Below are 15,283 nucleotides of genomic sequence, written 5' to 3'. Positions count from 1 at the left end.
TCTGTCCGAATCCCGCGAGGGGTTACCCACAGGCACCGAAGCTCGCCTGTGGATAACTCTGTGGATAGTCCACAGCAGGGTGGAACGCCCGTGGTGAGGGCGCCGGGCGGAGGCCCGTACGGCCTCCCGGCGCCGGCCGGAATCACCGATCCGGCCGCCTTGCCCCCGCCAGGAATCCGGCCCCTTAAGGGCGCCCGTCCTGGCAGCGGTTGAGCCAGTCGGCGGCGTCGGTGAAGGCGGCGTCGGTCATGTCGGGGCGGACGGTGGCCGGGACCTGGTCGGCTCGGGGGTACGAGCCGAGGAAGCGGACGCCGCGGCAGATCCGCTTGAGGCCCATCAGGACCTCGCCGACCCGCCGGTCGGTGATGTGGCCCTCGCAGTCGACGGAGAAGCAGTACCGGCCGATGCCCTCGCCGGTCGGCCGGGATTCGATGCGCATCATGTTCACGCCACGGACCGCGTACTCCTGGAGGAGTTCGAGGAGCGCGCCGGGGTGGTCGGCGCGCAGCCACAGGACCAGCGAGGTCTTGTCGGCGCCGGTCGGCGCGGCGGGGCGGGCCGGGCGGCCGACGAGGACGAAGCGGGTGGCGGCGTTCTGCGCGTCGTGGATGTCGGTGACCAGCGGCTGCAGGCCGTAGGTGGCGGCGGCGAACTCACCGGCGAACGCGCCGTCGTAGCGGCCCTCCTGGACGAGGCGGGCGCCGTCGGCGTTGGAGGCAGCCGACTCCCAGGCGGCGTGCGGGAGTTGGGTGGCGAGCCACTTGCGGACCTGCGGCTGGGCGACGGGGTGGCCGGTGACGGTCTTGACGTCGGCGAGGGCGGTGCCGGGGCGGACCAGCAGCGCGAAGGCGATCGGCAGCAGCACCTCGCGATAGATCATCAGGGGTTCGCCGGAGGCGAGTTCGTCGAGGGTGGTGGTGACGCCGCCCTCGACGGAGTTCTCGATGGGGACGAGGGCGGCGGCCGCCTCGCCGCTGCGGACGGCGTCGAGGGCGGCGGGTACCGAGACCATCGGCTCCAGCTCGCGGGTGGCCGCCTCGGGGAGCGTGCGCAGCGCGGCTTCCGTGAAGGTGCCCGCCGGGCCGAGATAGGTGTAGCGACTGGCCGACATGCGGGTGTCTCCCTCGCGTTCTTGCGGGGGACGCCCCGCCGATCTCCCTGTGCCGTCACGATACCGAGCCCGTGGCGTGGGCCGGGCCGGTGTCCACAGGGCGGCCGCCGCCTGCCGCCACCCTGTGGATATCGGAGGCCGGTTCAGCCCTCCAGCAGGGGCTGGGCCACGTATCCGCCGGACTCCGGGGCGGGCGGGACGGCGTACAGGCCGCTGGCCTCGTGGCGGAGGAAGGGGGAGAGAGCGTCGCCGCGGTCGAGTTTGCGCTGGATCTGGGTGAAGGCGCGCAGCGGGTCGGCCTGCCAGCAGATGAAGAGGAGCCCGGCGTCGGGGGCGCCGTCGTCGCGGAAGCCGTCGTGGTACGAGAACGGGCGGCGGAGCAGGGCGGCGCCCTGGTTGGACTCGGGGGCGGCGATGCGGGCGTGGGCGTTGGCGGGGATGACGGGGAGGCCGTCGGGGCGGTTGGCGTCGAGGCGCATGGGGGTGGTCTCGTCGCCGCCGGTCAGGGGTGCGCCGGTGTCCTTGCGCCGCCCGATGATCTTCTCCTGGTCGGTGCGGGGGCGCTGTTCCCAGTCGTCGAGGAGCATCCGGATGCGGCGGACGACGGCGTACGAGCCGCCGCGCATCCAGGTGGCGTCGGCGTCGCGGCCGACGAAGATGCGGGCGTCGAAGTCCGGGTCGGACGGCTTGGGGTTGTTGGTGCCGTCGAGCTGGCCCATGAGGTTGCGGGTGGTCATGGGGCGGGCGGTGGCGCCGGGGGTGCGGTTGAAGCCGTTCATCTGCCAGCGCAGGCGGGCGGTGGGGGCGGCTTCCTTCTGGAGGGTGCGCAGGGCGTGGAAGGCGACGAGGGCGTCGTCGGCGCCGATCTGGAGCCACAGGTCGCCGTTGCTGCGCCGGGCGTCGAGGGCGTCGGCGGAGAAGTCGGGCAGCGGGTCGAGTGGGACGGGGCGCTGTTTCGTCAGGCCGGTGCGGTCGAAGAAGGAGTGGCCGAGGCCGAAGGTGACGGTGAGGGAGGAGGGCCCGGCGTCGGCGGCGACGGCGGTGTCGTGGGCGGGGGCGCGTCCCTCCATCAGGTCCTGGGCGGTGCGGGTCCAGCGGCGCAGCAGGGCGGCGGCGGCCTTGCGGTCGGCGTCGGGGGCGAGGTCGAAGGCGAGGAGGTGGCCGCTGGCCTGGAGCGGGGTGGTGATGCCCGCCTGGTGGGCGGCGCGGTCGGCGCGGAAGGGGACGCGGGTGGTGCCGACGGTGGTGAGCGGGGCGGGGGCGTCGCCGCGGGCGGCGGACGCGCCGATCACGCCCCCGGCGCCGCCGACGACGAGTCCGGCAGCTCCGGCGGCGCCGACGGTGCCGAGCAGGCGGCGGCGGGACAGCTCCACGGTGGGCCCGGCGTCGGTGGGGGACGCGTCCGGGGCGGCCGATGCGGACGGGACCGTTCCGGGGCGCGGGGTCTGCGGGGGGACGGCCTTCGCGTCCGGGGTCGCTTCGCGGTTGCCGTGCGGCTTCTTCGTGCTCATCAGTCGATCTTCACGTTCCTGGTTTCGGTCACCTGGTCGATGTCGGAGGTCCGGACGAGGAGGGAGAGCTGCCACCGGCCGGGGACGGGCAACTGGACGTCGGTGGCGCGCCAGTGGCCCTTGTCGGTGGGGGTGGCGGCCACCGGGAGCGGTCCGAGGTGCTGGGTGCTCAGGGTGAAGGAGACCTTCATCTCGGGGACGTCCATGGTGGCCCCGGAGGGGTCGGAGATCCGTACCCGGAGCTGGTTGCCGCCTCCGGCGCGGCCGGGGTCGAGGTCGATACGGGCGGTGCCCTTGCCGTGCGGGCCGCCGGTGTCGAACGGGATGGTCAGCACCTGGGGCTGGTTGGCGTCGGGGGACCGCCCGGCGGACGCGGCCTGGAGGGCGGCTTCGGTGCGGGCCGGTTCGGTGCCGGTCAGCACGGTCGTGACGGCGAGCACGACGACGGCGACGCCCGCCTCGGCCAGCACCGAACGGCGCAGCCCGATCCGCTGCGGGTCGCCGTCGCGCAGCCGCTTGACCCGGGCGGTGCTCAACGCGGACCGCTGCCGGGCGAGTTGGGCGGCCCTTACGGGGTCGGGGGCCGCGGTCTCCGGGGTGGCGTCCGGGGTCTGTTCGGTCGCCCCTACGGGGTCGGGTCCGGGGGAGGAGGGGCGTTCGGCGCCGGGGGACGAGGGGGCCGGGGTGGGCTCCCGTACGGGGTCGGGGTCGGCCGCCTCGGGGTCGGTGTCGGGGGCGTCCCGGAGCGCGGGCGCGGGGAGCGCGTCGGGCGCGGTGCGCTCCGGGGCAGAAGCCGAGGCCGGCCCCGGAGCCGCGCCCGGAGCTGCGCTAGGAGCCGCGCCCGGAGCCGCGCCCGACTCCACCTCCGACTCCACCTCCGGCGCCGACGCCTGGCCGGGAACCGGAACCGTACGGGCCGCCTCGGCGGCCTCGGCCTCCGCCACTCCCGCCGCACCGGCCTCGGCGCCCGCCCCCGTCTCCGTAGCTGCCCGCTCCGCCAGGCGCCCCGTCCAGCGGCGGGAGACCCCGGCGAGGCCCACCAGCAGGATCACCAGGCCCGCCTTGAGCATGAGCAGCTGCCCGTAGGAGGTGCTGGTCAGGGCGTGCACGGTGCCGACCTGGCGCCAGGACTGGTAGAGGCCGGTGGCCACCAGGGTGAGGACCGAGGCGAAGGCGAGGCGGGAGAAGCGGCGGACGGCGGCGCGTTCCACCGGCGGCCCCCAGTACAGGGAGACGACGAGGGCGGCGAGGCCGCCGAGCCAGGCGGCGACGGCGAGCAGGTGCAGCAGATCGACGGGGATGGCGAGGCCCGGCTGCAGCCCGGTGGAGGCGTGTTCGGCGAACGACCAGGTCGCGGCGGTCCCGGCGGCCAGGAGCGTGCCGCCCACGGCGAGTCCGACGGTGTGCCGCCGGAGCCGGGCCTGCGCCGGGCCGCCCGGGGTGACGCCCCGGACCTGCGCCGCGTCGCCCGGGGCGTCACCCGTACCGCCCGCGCCACCCGGGGCCCGTACCGCATCGTCCGATTCCGATTCCGAGCCCGATTCCGAGCCCGATTCCGAGCCCGATTCCGAGCCCGATTCCGAGCCCGGACCCGCACCGTCCGCCGCGGCCGCCCGCGTCCGCTCGTACGCCCCGAAGAGCACCGTGACGAACAGCGCCGCGCCCGCGAGGAGCAGCAGCCGGGAGGTGAGCGCGATGCCGGTCTTCGTCGGCAGGACGGCGCGGAGAGCGTCGAGGTCGGTGAGGTCGGCGAGGTCGCCGGAGCCGGTGTAGGGGCCGCGGAGCAGGAGGAGGGCGAGGGTGGCGGCGGTGAGGAGGACCCAGCCGCCGTGGACGGTCAGGCGTTGTACGGAGCGGACGCCCGCGGCGGCGGGGCGGCACGCCAGAACGAACGCGGCGCCCCCGAAGAGCAGGACGAACCCGGCGTAGGCGAGGTAGCGGGCGATGCCGTAGAGCGCGCCGACCAGGCCGCCGCCCGCTTCCTGTTGCGGCAGCGGTGCCTTGGTGGCGGACGGCGCGCCGATGGAGAAGGTGAACGCGCCGGAGACCGGATGGCTGTCGGCGGAGACCGCCTGCCAGGCGACGGTGTAGGTGCCGTGGGGCAGGCCGGGCGGCAGGCCGGTGCCGTATTTGACGGTTTCGCCGCTGCACAGGTCGCGGAGCTTGCCGCGGTCGACGCGGGTGCCGTGCGGGTCGAGGACGCGTACGGAGTCGTCGCCCATCGCGACGCCCTCGGAGAAGCTGAGGGTGACCTGCTCGGGGGCGTGCGCGACCACCGCGCCCTGGGCCGGGTTGCTGCCGGTCAGCGCCGCGTGGGCCTGGGCCGGTGCGGCGGTGGCGAGCAGCAGACCGCACAGGGCGACGGCGACGGCCAGCAGGCGCGCGGCCACCGGCCGCCGGAGCCGGGCGGCACCGGGGCGGGGACGGGCGGCGGCGGTGCCGGTGGGCGTCGTCATGAATGCTCCCCTTCGTGTTCGTGGAGTGCGTGGGCGCGAGGCCCGGGTGCGGGCGCGGGGCCCGGGTACGGAGCGGTCGTACCCGGGCCCGAGGGCGGCCGGGCCGGTGCGCCCGAGGGCGGCGGCCCGGCCGGTGCGCCCCGGGGCGGCTTACTTGTGGACGTGCCCGGAGTGGTCCGCGTGACCGGAGTGGCCGGAGTCCGCGTCGTGTCCGCCGGTGGCGGCGGTGCCGGGCCGGTACGTCGCGGACTTCACCGGTACCTCGACGGTGATGGCGCCGGCCTTGGCGAAGTGCAGCTCGACGGTGACCTTCTCGCCCTCGGCGGGCTTGTGCTTGAGGCCCATGAACATCACGTGGTCGCCGCCGCTGGCCAGCTTCAGCGCGCCGCCCGCCGGAACAGGCAGGGAGCTGACGTGTTCCATGGCGTTGCCCTTGGTGGTGTGCAGGGAGACGTCGTCGGAGAGATCGCTGGTGACGGAGGTGAGCTTGTCGGCGCCGCCGGTGTTCTCGACGGTGAGGAACGCCCCGGCCATCTTGTCGGTGACCGGCTGCGGCATGTACGCGCCGGAGACCTTCAGATGCGGGGCTCTGCCCGCGGCGTCGGACTTGCCGGACGTGGCTGACGTACCGGAGCCGCCGCATCCGGCGAGGCCGAGGGCGCAGACGGCGGCGAGGGCGGTGGCGGTGAGGGTGCGGCGGATCACGGGTTCTGCCCCTTGATGAGCTTCGGGAGTGCGGAGGTGTAGTTGTCGGCGGTGGCGTCCTGCATGCCCATCCAGTGGATGCGGTCGTCCTTGGGGGAGGCCATCAGGACCTGCGCGCCGTGTGTGGAGATCACGTCGCCGTTCTTCTTCACCACCGGCTTGTCGATGCCGATGCTGACGTCGCGGGCGCCGCGCTGGATGTCGGCGAACTTCCCGGTCAGGCCGGTGAAGTTCTTGTTGATGCCGCCGAGCCACTTCTTGAGGGCCTGCGGGGTGTCGCGCTCCGGGTCGGAGGTGATGAACAGGACCCGGAGATCGTCCTGTTCGGCCTTGGGCAGCTGCTTCACGGCGACGGCGATGTTGGCCATCGTCAGCGGGCAGACGTCGGGGCAGTTGGTGTAGCCGAAGTAGATGAGGGTCGGGTGGCCCTTGGTCTTCGCCAGCAGGTCGTACGGCTTGCCGTCGGAGTCGGTGAGGGTGAGGTCCGGCTTCTCGATCGGGTCGTCGAGCGTGACGATCGGCTTGGCGGTGGCGCCGGAGACCGACGCCACGGGCTTGTCGCCGCCGTCGTCGGGCCCGCAGGCGGTCAGGGTGAGGGCGGCGGCGGCCGTGAGGACGGCCGCGATCAGGGTCTTTCCACGCATAGCGATATGTCCGGGGGTCGGTGAACGGGGGGCCGGGCCGACGTCGTGCGGACGCCGGCCCGGAGGCGGTCAGGCGGTCAGGCGGTGCGGCGGCGTCCGGCGAATACGCCGACGCCGACTCCGATGATGCCGACGACGATGCCGACGACGCCGAGGACCCGGGCCGTGGTGTCACTGCCGGCGGCGTCCGCGGCGGCGGTGGTGGCGGGCTTGGCGTCACCGGCGGGCGCGGTGAGGGCGAGGACCGGCGCCGGGTTCTCCGGCTCCGGGGCGCCCTTCTTCGCCGGTTCGATCCAGCGCACGACCTCCTTGTTGTCGTACGTCTGGAGCGCCTTGAAGACGACCTGGTCGGCGTGGTCGGGCAGCTGGCCGACGGAGAGCGGGAACTGCTGGAACTGGCCCGGGGCGATGCCCTTGCCGTCCGCCGTCCACGTGATCTTCGAGGGCGCCTTGTCGATCTTCTCGCCGTGCATCTCCAGCGGCTTGGCCAGCTTGGCCTCGGTGACCTCGACCTTCCAGCCCGGCACCGGCTGCGGCATGACGGACGCCAGCGGGTGGTCGGACGGCAGGTCCACCTCGACCTTGACCGTCGAGGCGTGGTCACGTTCGTTGGGCACCTTGATGTTGATCGTCGCGTAGCTGCCCTGCTCGGCGGTGCCGGGCTGCACGCTGACGTGCGCGAACGCGGGCCCGGCCAGCAGCAGCACACCGCCCGCCGCGAGCCCGCCGAGCACCGGCAGCCGCCGAGCGATCCGGCGGGCGCGGCCCGGCGCGGACGAGGGCGTGCCCGGGTTCGTGCCCGGGTTCGTGTCCGAAGTCGTCTCAGATGTCATCTCAGGTGTCATCTCAGAAGCCATGGCGAAATGTCTCCACATCAGCGTCACGGGCGTCGACGGAGCGGCGTCGACACCCAAAGCGTCAAAAGCGTCAAATGGGAAGGTTCGGCGCAGGCGGTGACGGCGCGGGAGTCCGGCCCGGTGGGCGGGGTGCTGCGCGCGTGTCAGGCCGCGAGGGCGTATCCGGCGGTGCGGACGTGCCCCGGGGCCGCGGCGGGCGGGCCCCGCCGGACGACGCTGTGCTGGAGTGCGGGATCCTCCGGCCCGGACGGGCCCGCCGCGTGGGGGAGGGGTGCCGAGGGGCCGGTGCGGTGGCCGGGGAGTCCGGCGAGGAGGGCCCGGACGAGCGCGAGCGCGGAGCGCAGCGCCCCGGCCAGCGCCTGCGCCGCGGCCTCGTGCGCCACCGGCGCGGACAGCTGGACCAGCCGCCACAGCGCCGCCTCGCCGCGGCGCAGCAGCCACCCGGCGGCCAGCGCGGCGAGGAGGTGGCCGAGCAGCATCGGCAGCGACGGCAGCACGGAGTGCGCCATCGGCGCGCCCGCGAGGTGATCCATCCCGGCCATGCCGGTCATGCCGTGCGCGCCGCCGGTGCCCAGCGCCTCTGCGGTGCGCGGGTCGGACGGGTCGAAACCGTTCTGCGCGACGATGCGGTGCGCCGTGTCGCCGCCGAGTGGTACGCCGTCGAGACCGCAGGTCAGGCGGCGGGCGAGGGCGATCACGGTGGCGTCGTCGAGCCGCCCGTCGGCCGCCACGGACGGTGCCGCGCAGTGCTGCCCGGCGGCGAACAGCGCGTGCAGGGCGAGCTGTCCGACGGTGAGCGCCGCGGCGATGCCGGGCAGGGAACGTTCCCGTCCGGCCAGCGGCGCGGTGACGACGAGGACGACGGCGCACCCGGCGGCGAGCGTCCACACCGGGACGGAGGCGAGGGATCCGGCCATGTGCCCGGCCGCGGACAGCACGACGCAGACCGCGGTGAACACCGCGGCCCTCAGCAGCCGCAGATCGGCGGCGGCACGCGCGTGGCGGGCGGGGGCAGTCATGGCGGCGCCATCATCCCACCCGCCTCACCGACGGCCTACGGCAGGTCGACGCGCGGGGGCGCCTGAGGGGGGCCCACCGGGGGACGCCGGGGCGCGCGGGGGCGCATACACCGGAGCGCACTTACACGGCGCGCTCGGTACTCCGCATCCGCCGAACGAGCGGTGTGCCGCCCCGCGCATGCTTACGTCGCTCCTACGGCGGCAATACGTAACGGTATGTCGAGCCGCGGCCAGGAGGCTGGAGCGATGAGCATGTGGTGGTCACTCCATCTGCGCCGGGAACCGGCCAGCGTGCCGCTTGCCCGGCGACTGCTTCTGGGGGCGATGGAGACTGCCGGGGTCGATCCGGACATCTGCTACGACCTGTCGGTCGCCCTCTCCGAGGCGTGCGCGAACGCCGTCGAACACGGCGGTGACGAGGACGGTTCCGACTACCGCGTCACGGCGTACATCGACGGCGACACCTGCCACATCGAGGTCAGCGACTCCGGCCCCGGCTTCGTCCGCGCCCCCCGCCCCGCCGACCCGGCCCTGCTCACCCCGCCCCCCGCCCCCGCCGACGCCGAGGACGGCCGCGGCCTCTTCCTCATCGAGGCCCTCACCGACCACGTCTGCTACGCCACCGGCACCGGCCGAAGAGGCGCCGTCGTCAGCTTCGACAAGATCCTCAAGTGGCGCGAGGGGGCGGCGCTTCCCATGGCGTCGTAGCGCATCCGGCGCCGCCGGTGGCGCTCCCGGCTCCGGCTCGGCTTCCTCGCCGTCGCTAACTCCTCCTCCATCGCGTCTGCTTGATGCCCGCCCCACACACACGCACCGGTGCCCGCCACGCGGAACGCGGGCGGGCACCGTACGAAAGCAGCCCCGGGGCGAGCAGCCTCAGGCCAAGAACCCCACCTCAGAGCGTCGGATGCTGCGGTCGGTGGGCGCAGAGCGCCCAGATGACCCAGGCGGCCAGGGCGATGGAGACGATGGCCCAGAGGGGCTGGTAGGGCAGCCACATGAAGTTGGCGATCAGGCTGAGGGACGCCATCATCACGCCCAGGATCCGCGCCCACATCGCGTCCGTCAGCAGCCCGAGCCCGGTGATGACGGCGACGACGCCGAGCGCCAGCAGCACCCAGCCCCACGTGTTCAGATCGAACCGGTACACGTACTGGTTGACGGTCGTGTAGATCGCGTCGGAGGAGAGCGCGGTGATGCCCTTGAGGATGTCGAGGACACCGCCGACGATCAGGATGATCCCCGCGAACACCGTGCCGCCGACCGCCCATGCGCGGGTGGTGGAATCCGGTTCGCCGCCGTGCTGCGTGCGGTTGTGCGGAGTCGCCGTATGCGCCATGACCGCTCCTCTGTTCGGTTACGCCCACCGTCCCGGGCACGGCCCGCGGCCACCACTCGGGTGCCGCCGTTCGGGCGAACCTCGCCGAGTCGGGTTTCGGCGACCGGGCCGCTACGGCGGTGACCTCCCCGTAGGGCCCTGACCGACCCGTACGGGGGGACGGCGGCGTCAGTCGAGCGCGTCCTCCTGGTCCGCCTGCCAGGCCGTGACCCGGGAGGAATCGTTGACGGTCAGGCCCTCGCCGGGCGCCTTCAGGGCGGCCGTCGCGTCGAACGGGTCGCCGTCCTTGCCGCGCAGGCCGAGGGTGAACGAGGTCGCATGGCGCGGGTGCGCGCCCTTCTCGGGGAGGAGCAGGGCGGCGTACGCGGTCTCGCCCGGGTCCAGGCCGACCGTGGCGCGGGCGTCGGTGCGCGGAGCGGCGGCGACGGGCGCCTGCGCGCCCGGGGTGCCGACGGACGGGAAGCCGTAGGCGGTGCAGGTGGCGTCCGAGATGTTGGTGACCTTGAGGAGGACCGCCGGGCGGGTGCCCCCGGCGTCCGCGAACTCCAGCTGCACCTTGTCGGTGGTGCAGGCGTCGCCCGCCTCCTCGCCGGAATCGCCGTCGCCGCCCGCGTCGGGTGACGCGGGCGCCTGGCCGTCCTCGGACGCGGACGGCGCCCCGGCGGCGGATGAACTGACGGCGGATGAACTGACGGCGGGCGAACCGGCGGCAGGTGACCCGGCGTCACTGCGCTGTACGGCGGCGGCGGGGTCGTCCGCGCCGGAGTCGCAGGCGGTGGTGGCGAACACGGTCGCGCCGACGACGGCGGCCAGGGCGAGGGAGCGGCGGAGGCGGAAGGGCATACGTGGTCCTCGTGGGGCTCGGCAGAAGAATGGCGGGGGAGCGCCGTTCGGCGTCGAGCGTGTCATGTCCGCGGAATACGTACGGGTGATAGGCGCCGTGAAGGTGCGAGGCGTCACCCGGACTTACCAGGGGCCGACGCCTCCGCCCGCACGTACCGCGCCCTCCGCCGAATGCGCCGCGACGACGCGAAGCTCGGCAAGCAGGAATGACTTCAGCGGTGCCCGCTGGCGGAAGAGCAGCTACAGCGTGGTGGGGGCCCGTGCGTGGGGCCGGTTCGTGACGGCGGTCAAGGGCGGGACGCTCACGGTCTGAGCGGTTCCGAGCGGCAGTCGGGCGTACGCAAAAGGGCCGGGCCCGGGGGCAGATCCCCGGGCCCGGCCCTTTCGTACGCGGTGCGTCAGCTCGTGGCGGGTTCGGCGCTCGTACCGGGATCCGTAGCCGTACTCATCGCGGGCTCGTCCGACGTCTGGCGCGGGATCTTCAGGTCCGTGGCCGGGGCCAGTGCCGCCGCGAAGCGGGGCCAGAAGATCAGCACGACCGGGTAGATCGCGTAGCCGAGGCGGGTCGCGGGGGAGAGGACGATCGCCAGGAGGAGGCCGATGGCGAGGCGGTCGGCGGCGGCGATGACCGTCCGCGGCGGGCGGACCAGCAGCGACACCGCGACGCCGATGGCGCTCACGCCGATCAGCGCGACCGTCACCGTCTTACCGTTCTCCGGCATCAGCAGCACGATCAGGTGGCCGAGCAGCGGGCTCTGCGCCGTGGAGTTGGCCTCGCCCATGCCGAGCGGGTAGAGGATCGCGTTCTGGAGGAACGCGGAGAAGTCGATCAGCGCGGCGGGGAGCGCGGCCAGCGCCGCGAGGCCGACCGAACCGGCCGCGCACTTGGCGGCGGCGCCCTTCCCCTTCGTCACCCACAGCAGCGCCAGCGCCACCGGGATCGCCGGCCACGCCGTCCACTTCAGGGCGGAGGCGGCGCCGAGCGCCAGGCCCGCGGCGCCCGGCCGGTCCCGCTGGAGGAACGCCAGGGCCAGCACGATCAGGCCGATGACCGGCGGGTCCACGCCGCCGATGGTGAGCGGCAGGATGAGAACGGGGCAGGCGATGAGCCACAGGGCGCCGGTGCTCGGGGTGACGCCGCCGGGCGTGGCGAGCGGGACGGGGCCGCGGTCCTTCGTCAGGACGCGGACCGCCCACAGGACCACCACCAGGAAACCGATGAGGGACCAGAGGCGCGCGCTGGTCAGCGGATTGTCGCCGAACAGCGCGTCGGGTATGCCGAACAGCGACATACCGGGCAGGTACGGGTTGAACTGCGGGACGGTGTGCGGGTCCGCGTTGTACGGCGTCCCGGACGTCAGGAGCAGCGCCGTACCGCGCTGGATGACACCGACCTCCATCTGCTCCTTGTCGATCACCGTCAGATAGAGCAGCGGCACCAGACCGGCGCCGACGACGGAGACGATCGCGGGCAGGCGCCCCCAGCGGCGGACGGAGCAGGCGGCGATGATCGCGGCGATGGCGTAACCGGCGGCGCTGCACAGGCCCCATGCCTGCTGCGAGGTGTTCGGCGGGGAGGCCAGTCCGACGCTGAGACCCGCGATGGCGCAGCCCGCGAGGACCGGCCAGTCCCAGCGCCAGCCACCGCGGCGGGTGGGGGCCGCCGCCGTGCCGTCGGGGTGCGTGGTGTCCGTAGCCATCAGTGGCCTGCCTCTCGGCGGGCCCGGGGGCCGGGAACGGACGGGGCGGGCCGGGCAGCTCGGCGGGCGCAGGTCATGCGCATGCCGAGTGGGGGGAGAGGGAGGGTCATACCGCAACTATAAACGCCAGGTATACGCAAGAGGTATACGCATGGTGTGTACGTGCGAATCGGACAAAGTGCCGCACAATCCGGCCCTGTGGTCCTGACGCCCGCCCGATTGCATCATGCGACTGCGCCTGGACGCCATGTGAGAGTCGTCATGCCGTGAAAGGTGCCCGGAGCGCCCGGGAAAGGCCGAGCGGAGAAGGGGGGTGGCGCCGTCTCACAGGGCGAGAGGGCATCCCCCGCCGTGCCCCCGTCCCTGTAAGAACGACACTCGCACACTAACGCGAAATCGCTCGCGTTAGTGTTTCCCGGACCATACGTGGCATGACCCCACACCGCAATACGGAGCCCCTGTGACCCCCGCGCAGCAACCGCCGGGAGAGACCCGCCCCGGAGGACGCACCGCCCGCACCCGCGCGGCCGTACTCGACGCCGTACAGGCCGAGTTGAGCGAGGGCGGATTCGCCGCGCTGAGCATGGAACGCATCGCCCAGCGCTCCGGAGTCCACCTCGCGACGCTCTACCGGCGCTGGCGCTCCGTCGAGGGACTGGTCTGCGAACTGCTCACCGAGGCGTCCGCCGGCATCCCGCTCCCCGACACCGGCAGCCTCCCCGAGGACCTGCGGCTGCTCGCCCGCCGCATCGGCACCTTCTACACCGCCGCGCCGATGCGGCGCCTCGTCGAAGCCGTCGTCTCCTCCGCCGCCCGCAGCTCCCGCGCCGACACCGTGCTCGCCGACTTCTTCCACGACCGGCTGCGGATCGCCGGAGCGCTGGTGCGGCGCGCCATCGAGCGCGGCGAGGTGCCCCCCGACACCGACCCGGAAGCGGTGATGTCCGCGATCGGCGCGCCCTTCTACTACCGCATCCTCATCGCCCGCGGGCCCGTCGACGCGGACCTCGCCGAGTCGACCGCCACCGCGGTCTGGGCGGCGACGTTGGCCGGTGCGTACCGCGGGGGCGGCGCGACGCCCGTCGCCGGACGGCAGCGCACGGACCGTACGGAGTCAGGCCCGGCCCGTACGGACTGACGGCCAGGCCGTACGGACTGACGAGCAGGCCGTACGGACTGACGGGCAGGCCGGACGGGGGCACTCTGGAAGGAGAGGAGACTCCCCGGAGGTGAGCGTCATGACGGTGAACACCGTGGTCGGCTGGCACATCGAGATGGAGTTCCAGGAGGACACCCACCGCACCCGCGCCGCGGCACTGGTCCGGCTACCGGACGGCCAGGAGGTACGGGCGCACGGCTACGCCAGCCGTCACCCGGCAGATTCCAACCAGCCACGCGTCGGCGAGGAGGTCGCGGCGGCCAGAGCCCTCAACGAACTGGCGATGCGGCTGCTGACCAAGGCCCACGGCGAGATCGACCAGGCGTCGGGACGGACGTCGCACCCGCTGGCGGTCTGAACCCCACGGGCTCGCGGGCCGTACACGCGCCACGGCCGGTGGCCCCCGACGTGCGGGGCCACCGGCCGTGGCGTGTACGGATGGATACGGGCAGGTCAGCCGCGCAGTTCGGCCATCCATGCCTCGACGTCCCCGGAACGGCGCGGCAGCGCGGAGGAGAGGTTCCGGTTGCCGTCCGCCGTCACGAGGATGTCGTCCTCGATCCGGACGCCGATGCCGCGGTACTCCTCGGGGACGGTCACATCGTCCGCCTGGAAGTACAGACCGGGCTCGACGGTCAGCACCATGCCGGGCTCCAGCGTGCCGTTGACGTACGCCTCGGTGCGGGCCGCGGCGCAGTCGTGGACGTCGAGGCCGAGCATGTGGCCCGTGCCGTGCAGCGTCCAGCGGCGCTGGAGACCCAGCTCCAGCACCTTCTCGGCCGGGCCCTCGACGAGGCCCCACTCGACCAGCTTCTCGGCCAGGACGCGCTGCGAGGCGTCGTGGAAGTCGCGGAAGTTCGCACCCGGCTTCACCGCGGCGATACCGGCCTCCTGGGCCTCGTACACCGCGTCGTAGATCTTCCGCTGAAGCTCGGTGTAACGGCCGTTGACCGGCAGGGTGCGGGTGACGTCCGCGGTGTAGAGGCTGTGCGTTTCCACACCGGCGTCGAGCAGCAGCAGGTCACCGGAGCGGACCGGGCCGTTGTTGCGGACCCAGTGCAGCGTGGTGGCGTGCGGACCGGCGGCGCAGATCGAGCCGTAGCCGACGTCGTTGCCCTCGACGCGGGCGCGCAGGAAGAAGGTGCCCTCGATGTACCGCTCGGAGGTCGCCTCGGCCTTGTCCAGGACCTTCACGACGTCCTCGAAGCCGCGGACGGTCGAGTCGACGGCCTTCTGCAGCTCGCCGACCTCGAAGTCGTCCTTCACCACACGCGCCTCGGAGAGGTGGACGCGCAGGTCCTCGTCCCGCTCGGCGGTGACCTTGTCGCGCAGCGCCGCCTCGATACCGGCGTCGTGGCCACGGACGACGCGGACCGGGCCGGTCGCCTCGGTCAGCGCGGCGGCCAGCTCGCGGACGTCCTTGCAGGGGACGCCGAGCAGCGCCTCGGCCTCGTCCAGGCTGTGGCGGCGGCCGACCCACAGCTCGCCCATGCCGTCGAGCCAGAACTCGCCGTTCTCACGGTTGGAGCGGGGCAGCCGGTGGATCGTCGCGTCGTGGCCGTCCTCGCCGATGCGGGGTTCCAGCACCAGGACGCTGTCCTCGGTCTGGTCGCCGGTGAGGTAGACGTACTCCGTCGACGCGCGGAAGTCGTACTCGGTGTCGTTCGAGCGGGTCTTGAGATTGCCCGCCGGGATCACCAGGCGCTCGCCGGGGAAGCGCGCGGAGAGCGCGGCGCGGCGGCGCGCGGCGTTCGGCGCCTGCTCGACCGGCTCCAGGTCGCGCAGCTCGGTGTCGGCCCAGCCGCTCTGCATGCTCGCGGCGAGCTCATCCGAAACGCCCGGGTACAGGCCGTTCTTGCGCTGCTTGATCGGCTGCTCGTCGTCGTCCGGGGTCTCCGGGGTGAGCTCGTCCGTCACGGTGCCTCCTTGTAAAGACTGA

At 73.6% G+C, this 15,283-nt stretch carries 14 protein-coding genes; 3 read left to right on the top strand and 11 right to left on the bottom strand.

Annotated elements, in window-relative coordinates:
• Positions 1-184: 184 nt before the first annotated feature.
• The 7 genes from pheA to ACFWWQ_RS07575 all read right to left on the bottom strand — a co-directional run bounded on the left by pheA (position 185) and on the right by ACFWWQ_RS07575 (position 8,303).
• Positions 185-1,111: a prephenate dehydratase gene (gene pheA / locus ACFWWQ_RS07605; protein ID WP_384591728.1), complete on the bottom strand. Its 927-nt coding sequence runs from the start codon at positions 1,109-1,111 to the stop codon at positions 185-187.
• Positions 1,112-1,254: 143 nt separating this feature from the next.
• Positions 1,255-2,622 (bottom strand): iron uptake transporter deferrochelatase/peroxidase subunit, encoded by a 1,368-nt coding sequence (gene efeB / locus ACFWWQ_RS07600; protein ID WP_384591725.1) that lies wholly within the window; start codon positions 2,620-2,622, stop codon positions 1,255-1,257.
• Positions 2,622-5,078, bottom strand: coding sequence for a FixH family protein (locus tag ACFWWQ_RS07595; RefSeq protein WP_384591722.1), 2,457 nt, complete (start codon positions 5,076-5,078; stop codon positions 2,622-2,624). The genes efeB and ACFWWQ_RS07595 overlap by 1 nt, the downstream gene beginning before the upstream one ends.
• 150 nt (positions 5,079-5,228) lie before the next feature.
• Complete coding sequence (locus ACFWWQ_RS07590) at positions 5,229-5,780, bottom strand: copper chaperone PCu(A)C (RefSeq protein ID WP_384592200.1); 552 nt, start codon at positions 5,778-5,780, stop codon at positions 5,229-5,231.
• A complete protein-coding gene (locus ACFWWQ_RS07585; RefSeq protein WP_384591719.1) occupies positions 5,780-6,427 on the bottom strand; it encodes an SCO family protein in 648 nt (215 codons plus the stop codon). The genes ACFWWQ_RS07590 and ACFWWQ_RS07585 overlap by 1 nt, the downstream gene beginning before the upstream one ends.
• A gap of 77 nt (positions 6,428-6,504) precedes the next feature.
• Positions 6,505-7,260, bottom strand: coding sequence for a YcnI family protein (locus tag ACFWWQ_RS07580; RefSeq protein ID WP_384591716.1), 756 nt, complete (start codon positions 7,258-7,260; stop codon positions 6,505-6,507).
• A gap of 167 nt (positions 7,261-7,427) precedes the next feature.
• Positions 7,428-8,303, bottom strand: a complete 876-nt coding sequence (locus tag ACFWWQ_RS07575) for a hypothetical protein (protein ID WP_384591713.1) — start codon at positions 8,301-8,303, stop codon at positions 7,428-7,430.
• Positions 8,304-8,549: 246 nt separating this feature from the next.
• Here ACFWWQ_RS07575 and ACFWWQ_RS07570 point away from each other — a divergent pair, with 246 nt between their 5' ends.
• Entirely contained in the window at positions 8,550-9,011 is a 462-nt protein-coding gene (locus ACFWWQ_RS07570; RefSeq protein ID WP_384591710.1) for an ATP-binding protein, read from the top strand.
• Between the two features lie 187 nt (positions 9,012-9,198).
• Here the strand turns inward: ACFWWQ_RS07570 and ACFWWQ_RS07565 are convergent, their stop codons facing one another.
• From ACFWWQ_RS07565 to ACFWWQ_RS07555, 3 genes are all read right to left on the bottom strand, one after another.
• Complete coding sequence (locus ACFWWQ_RS07565; RefSeq protein ID WP_384591707.1) at positions 9,199-9,642, bottom strand: hypothetical protein; 444 nt, start codon at positions 9,640-9,642, stop codon at positions 9,199-9,201.
• 168 nt (positions 9,643-9,810) lie between these two features.
• Positions 9,811-10,485, bottom strand: coding sequence for a DUF4232 domain-containing protein (locus ACFWWQ_RS07560; RefSeq protein ID WP_384591704.1), 675 nt, complete (start codon positions 10,483-10,485; stop codon positions 9,811-9,813).
• Positions 10,486-10,883: 398 nt separating this feature from the next.
• The gene (locus ACFWWQ_RS07555; RefSeq protein WP_384591701.1) at positions 10,884-12,185 is read right to left on the bottom strand and encodes a glycosyltransferase 87 family protein; all 1,302 of its coding nucleotides are present in this window, start codon (positions 12,183-12,185) and stop codon (positions 10,884-10,886) included.
• Positions 12,186-12,645: 460 nt separating this feature from the next.
• Between ACFWWQ_RS07555 and ACFWWQ_RS07550 the strand changes: the two genes are divergently transcribed.
• Together ACFWWQ_RS07550 and ACFWWQ_RS07545 are read left to right on the top strand one after the other, a co-directional pair.
• Positions 12,646-13,323, top strand: a complete 678-nt coding sequence (locus ACFWWQ_RS07550) for a TetR/AcrR family transcriptional regulator (RefSeq protein WP_384591698.1) — start codon at positions 12,646-12,648, stop codon at positions 13,321-13,323.
• Between the two features lie 100 nt (positions 13,324-13,423).
• A complete protein-coding gene (locus ACFWWQ_RS07545; protein ID WP_384591695.1) occupies positions 13,424-13,702 on the top strand; it encodes a DUF1876 domain-containing protein in 279 nt (92 codons plus the stop codon).
• Between the two features lie 95 nt (positions 13,703-13,797).
• On the opposite strand, the gene ACFWWQ_RS07540 is transcribed toward ACFWWQ_RS07545, so the two are convergent.
• A complete protein-coding gene (locus tag ACFWWQ_RS07540) occupies positions 13,798-15,261 on the bottom strand; it encodes an aminopeptidase P family protein (RefSeq protein ID WP_384591692.1) in 1,464 nt (487 codons plus the stop codon).
• Positions 15,262-15,283 lie beyond the last annotated feature (22 nt).

Origin of the sequence: Streptomyces sp. NPDC059080 (assembly GCF_042739975.1) — a bacterium.
GTDB lineage: Bacteria > Actinomycetota > Actinomycetes > Streptomycetales > Streptomycetaceae > Streptomyces > Streptomyces benahoarensis.
This window is presented reverse-complemented; position numbering and strand designations above follow the sequence as displayed.

Coding starts and splice junctions, on each gene's coding strand:
- ACFWWQ_RS07565 (WP_384591707.1), bottom strand. CDS start 9,642: ATGGCGCATACGGCGACTCCGCACAACCGCACGCAGCACGGCGGCGAA.
- ACFWWQ_RS07580 (WP_384591716.1), bottom strand. CDS start 7,260: ATGACATCTGAGACGACTTCGGACACGAACCCGGGCACGAACCCGGGC.
- ACFWWQ_RS07560 (WP_384591704.1), bottom strand. CDS start 10,485: ATGCCCTTCCGCCTCCGCCGCTCCCTCGCCCTGGCCGCCGTCGTCGGC.
- ACFWWQ_RS07585 (WP_384591719.1), bottom strand. CDS start 6,427: ATGCGTGGAAAGACCCTGATCGCGGCCGTCCTCACGGCCGCCGCCGCC.
- pheA (WP_384591728.1), bottom strand. CDS start 1,111: ATGTCGGCCAGTCGCTACACCTATCTCGGCCCGGCGGGCACCTTCACG.
- ACFWWQ_RS07575 (WP_384591713.1), bottom strand. CDS start 8,303: ATGACTGCCCCCGCCCGCCACGCGCGTGCCGCCGCCGATCTGCGGCTG.
- ACFWWQ_RS07555 (WP_384591701.1), bottom strand. CDS start 12,185: ATGGCTACGGACACCACGCACCCCGACGGCACGGCGGCGGCCCCCACC.
- ACFWWQ_RS07570 (WP_384591710.1), top strand. CDS start 8,550: ATGAGCATGTGGTGGTCACTCCATCTGCGCCGGGAACCGGCCAGCGTG.
- ACFWWQ_RS07595 (WP_384591722.1), bottom strand. CDS start 5,078: ATGACGACGCCCACCGGCACCGCCGCCGCCCGTCCCCGCCCCGGTGCC.
- ACFWWQ_RS07545 (WP_384591695.1), top strand. CDS start 13,424: ATGACGGTGAACACCGTGGTCGGCTGGCACATCGAGATGGAGTTCCAG.
- efeB (WP_384591725.1), bottom strand. CDS start 2,622: ATGAGCACGAAGAAGCCGCACGGCAACCGCGAAGCGACCCCGGACGCG.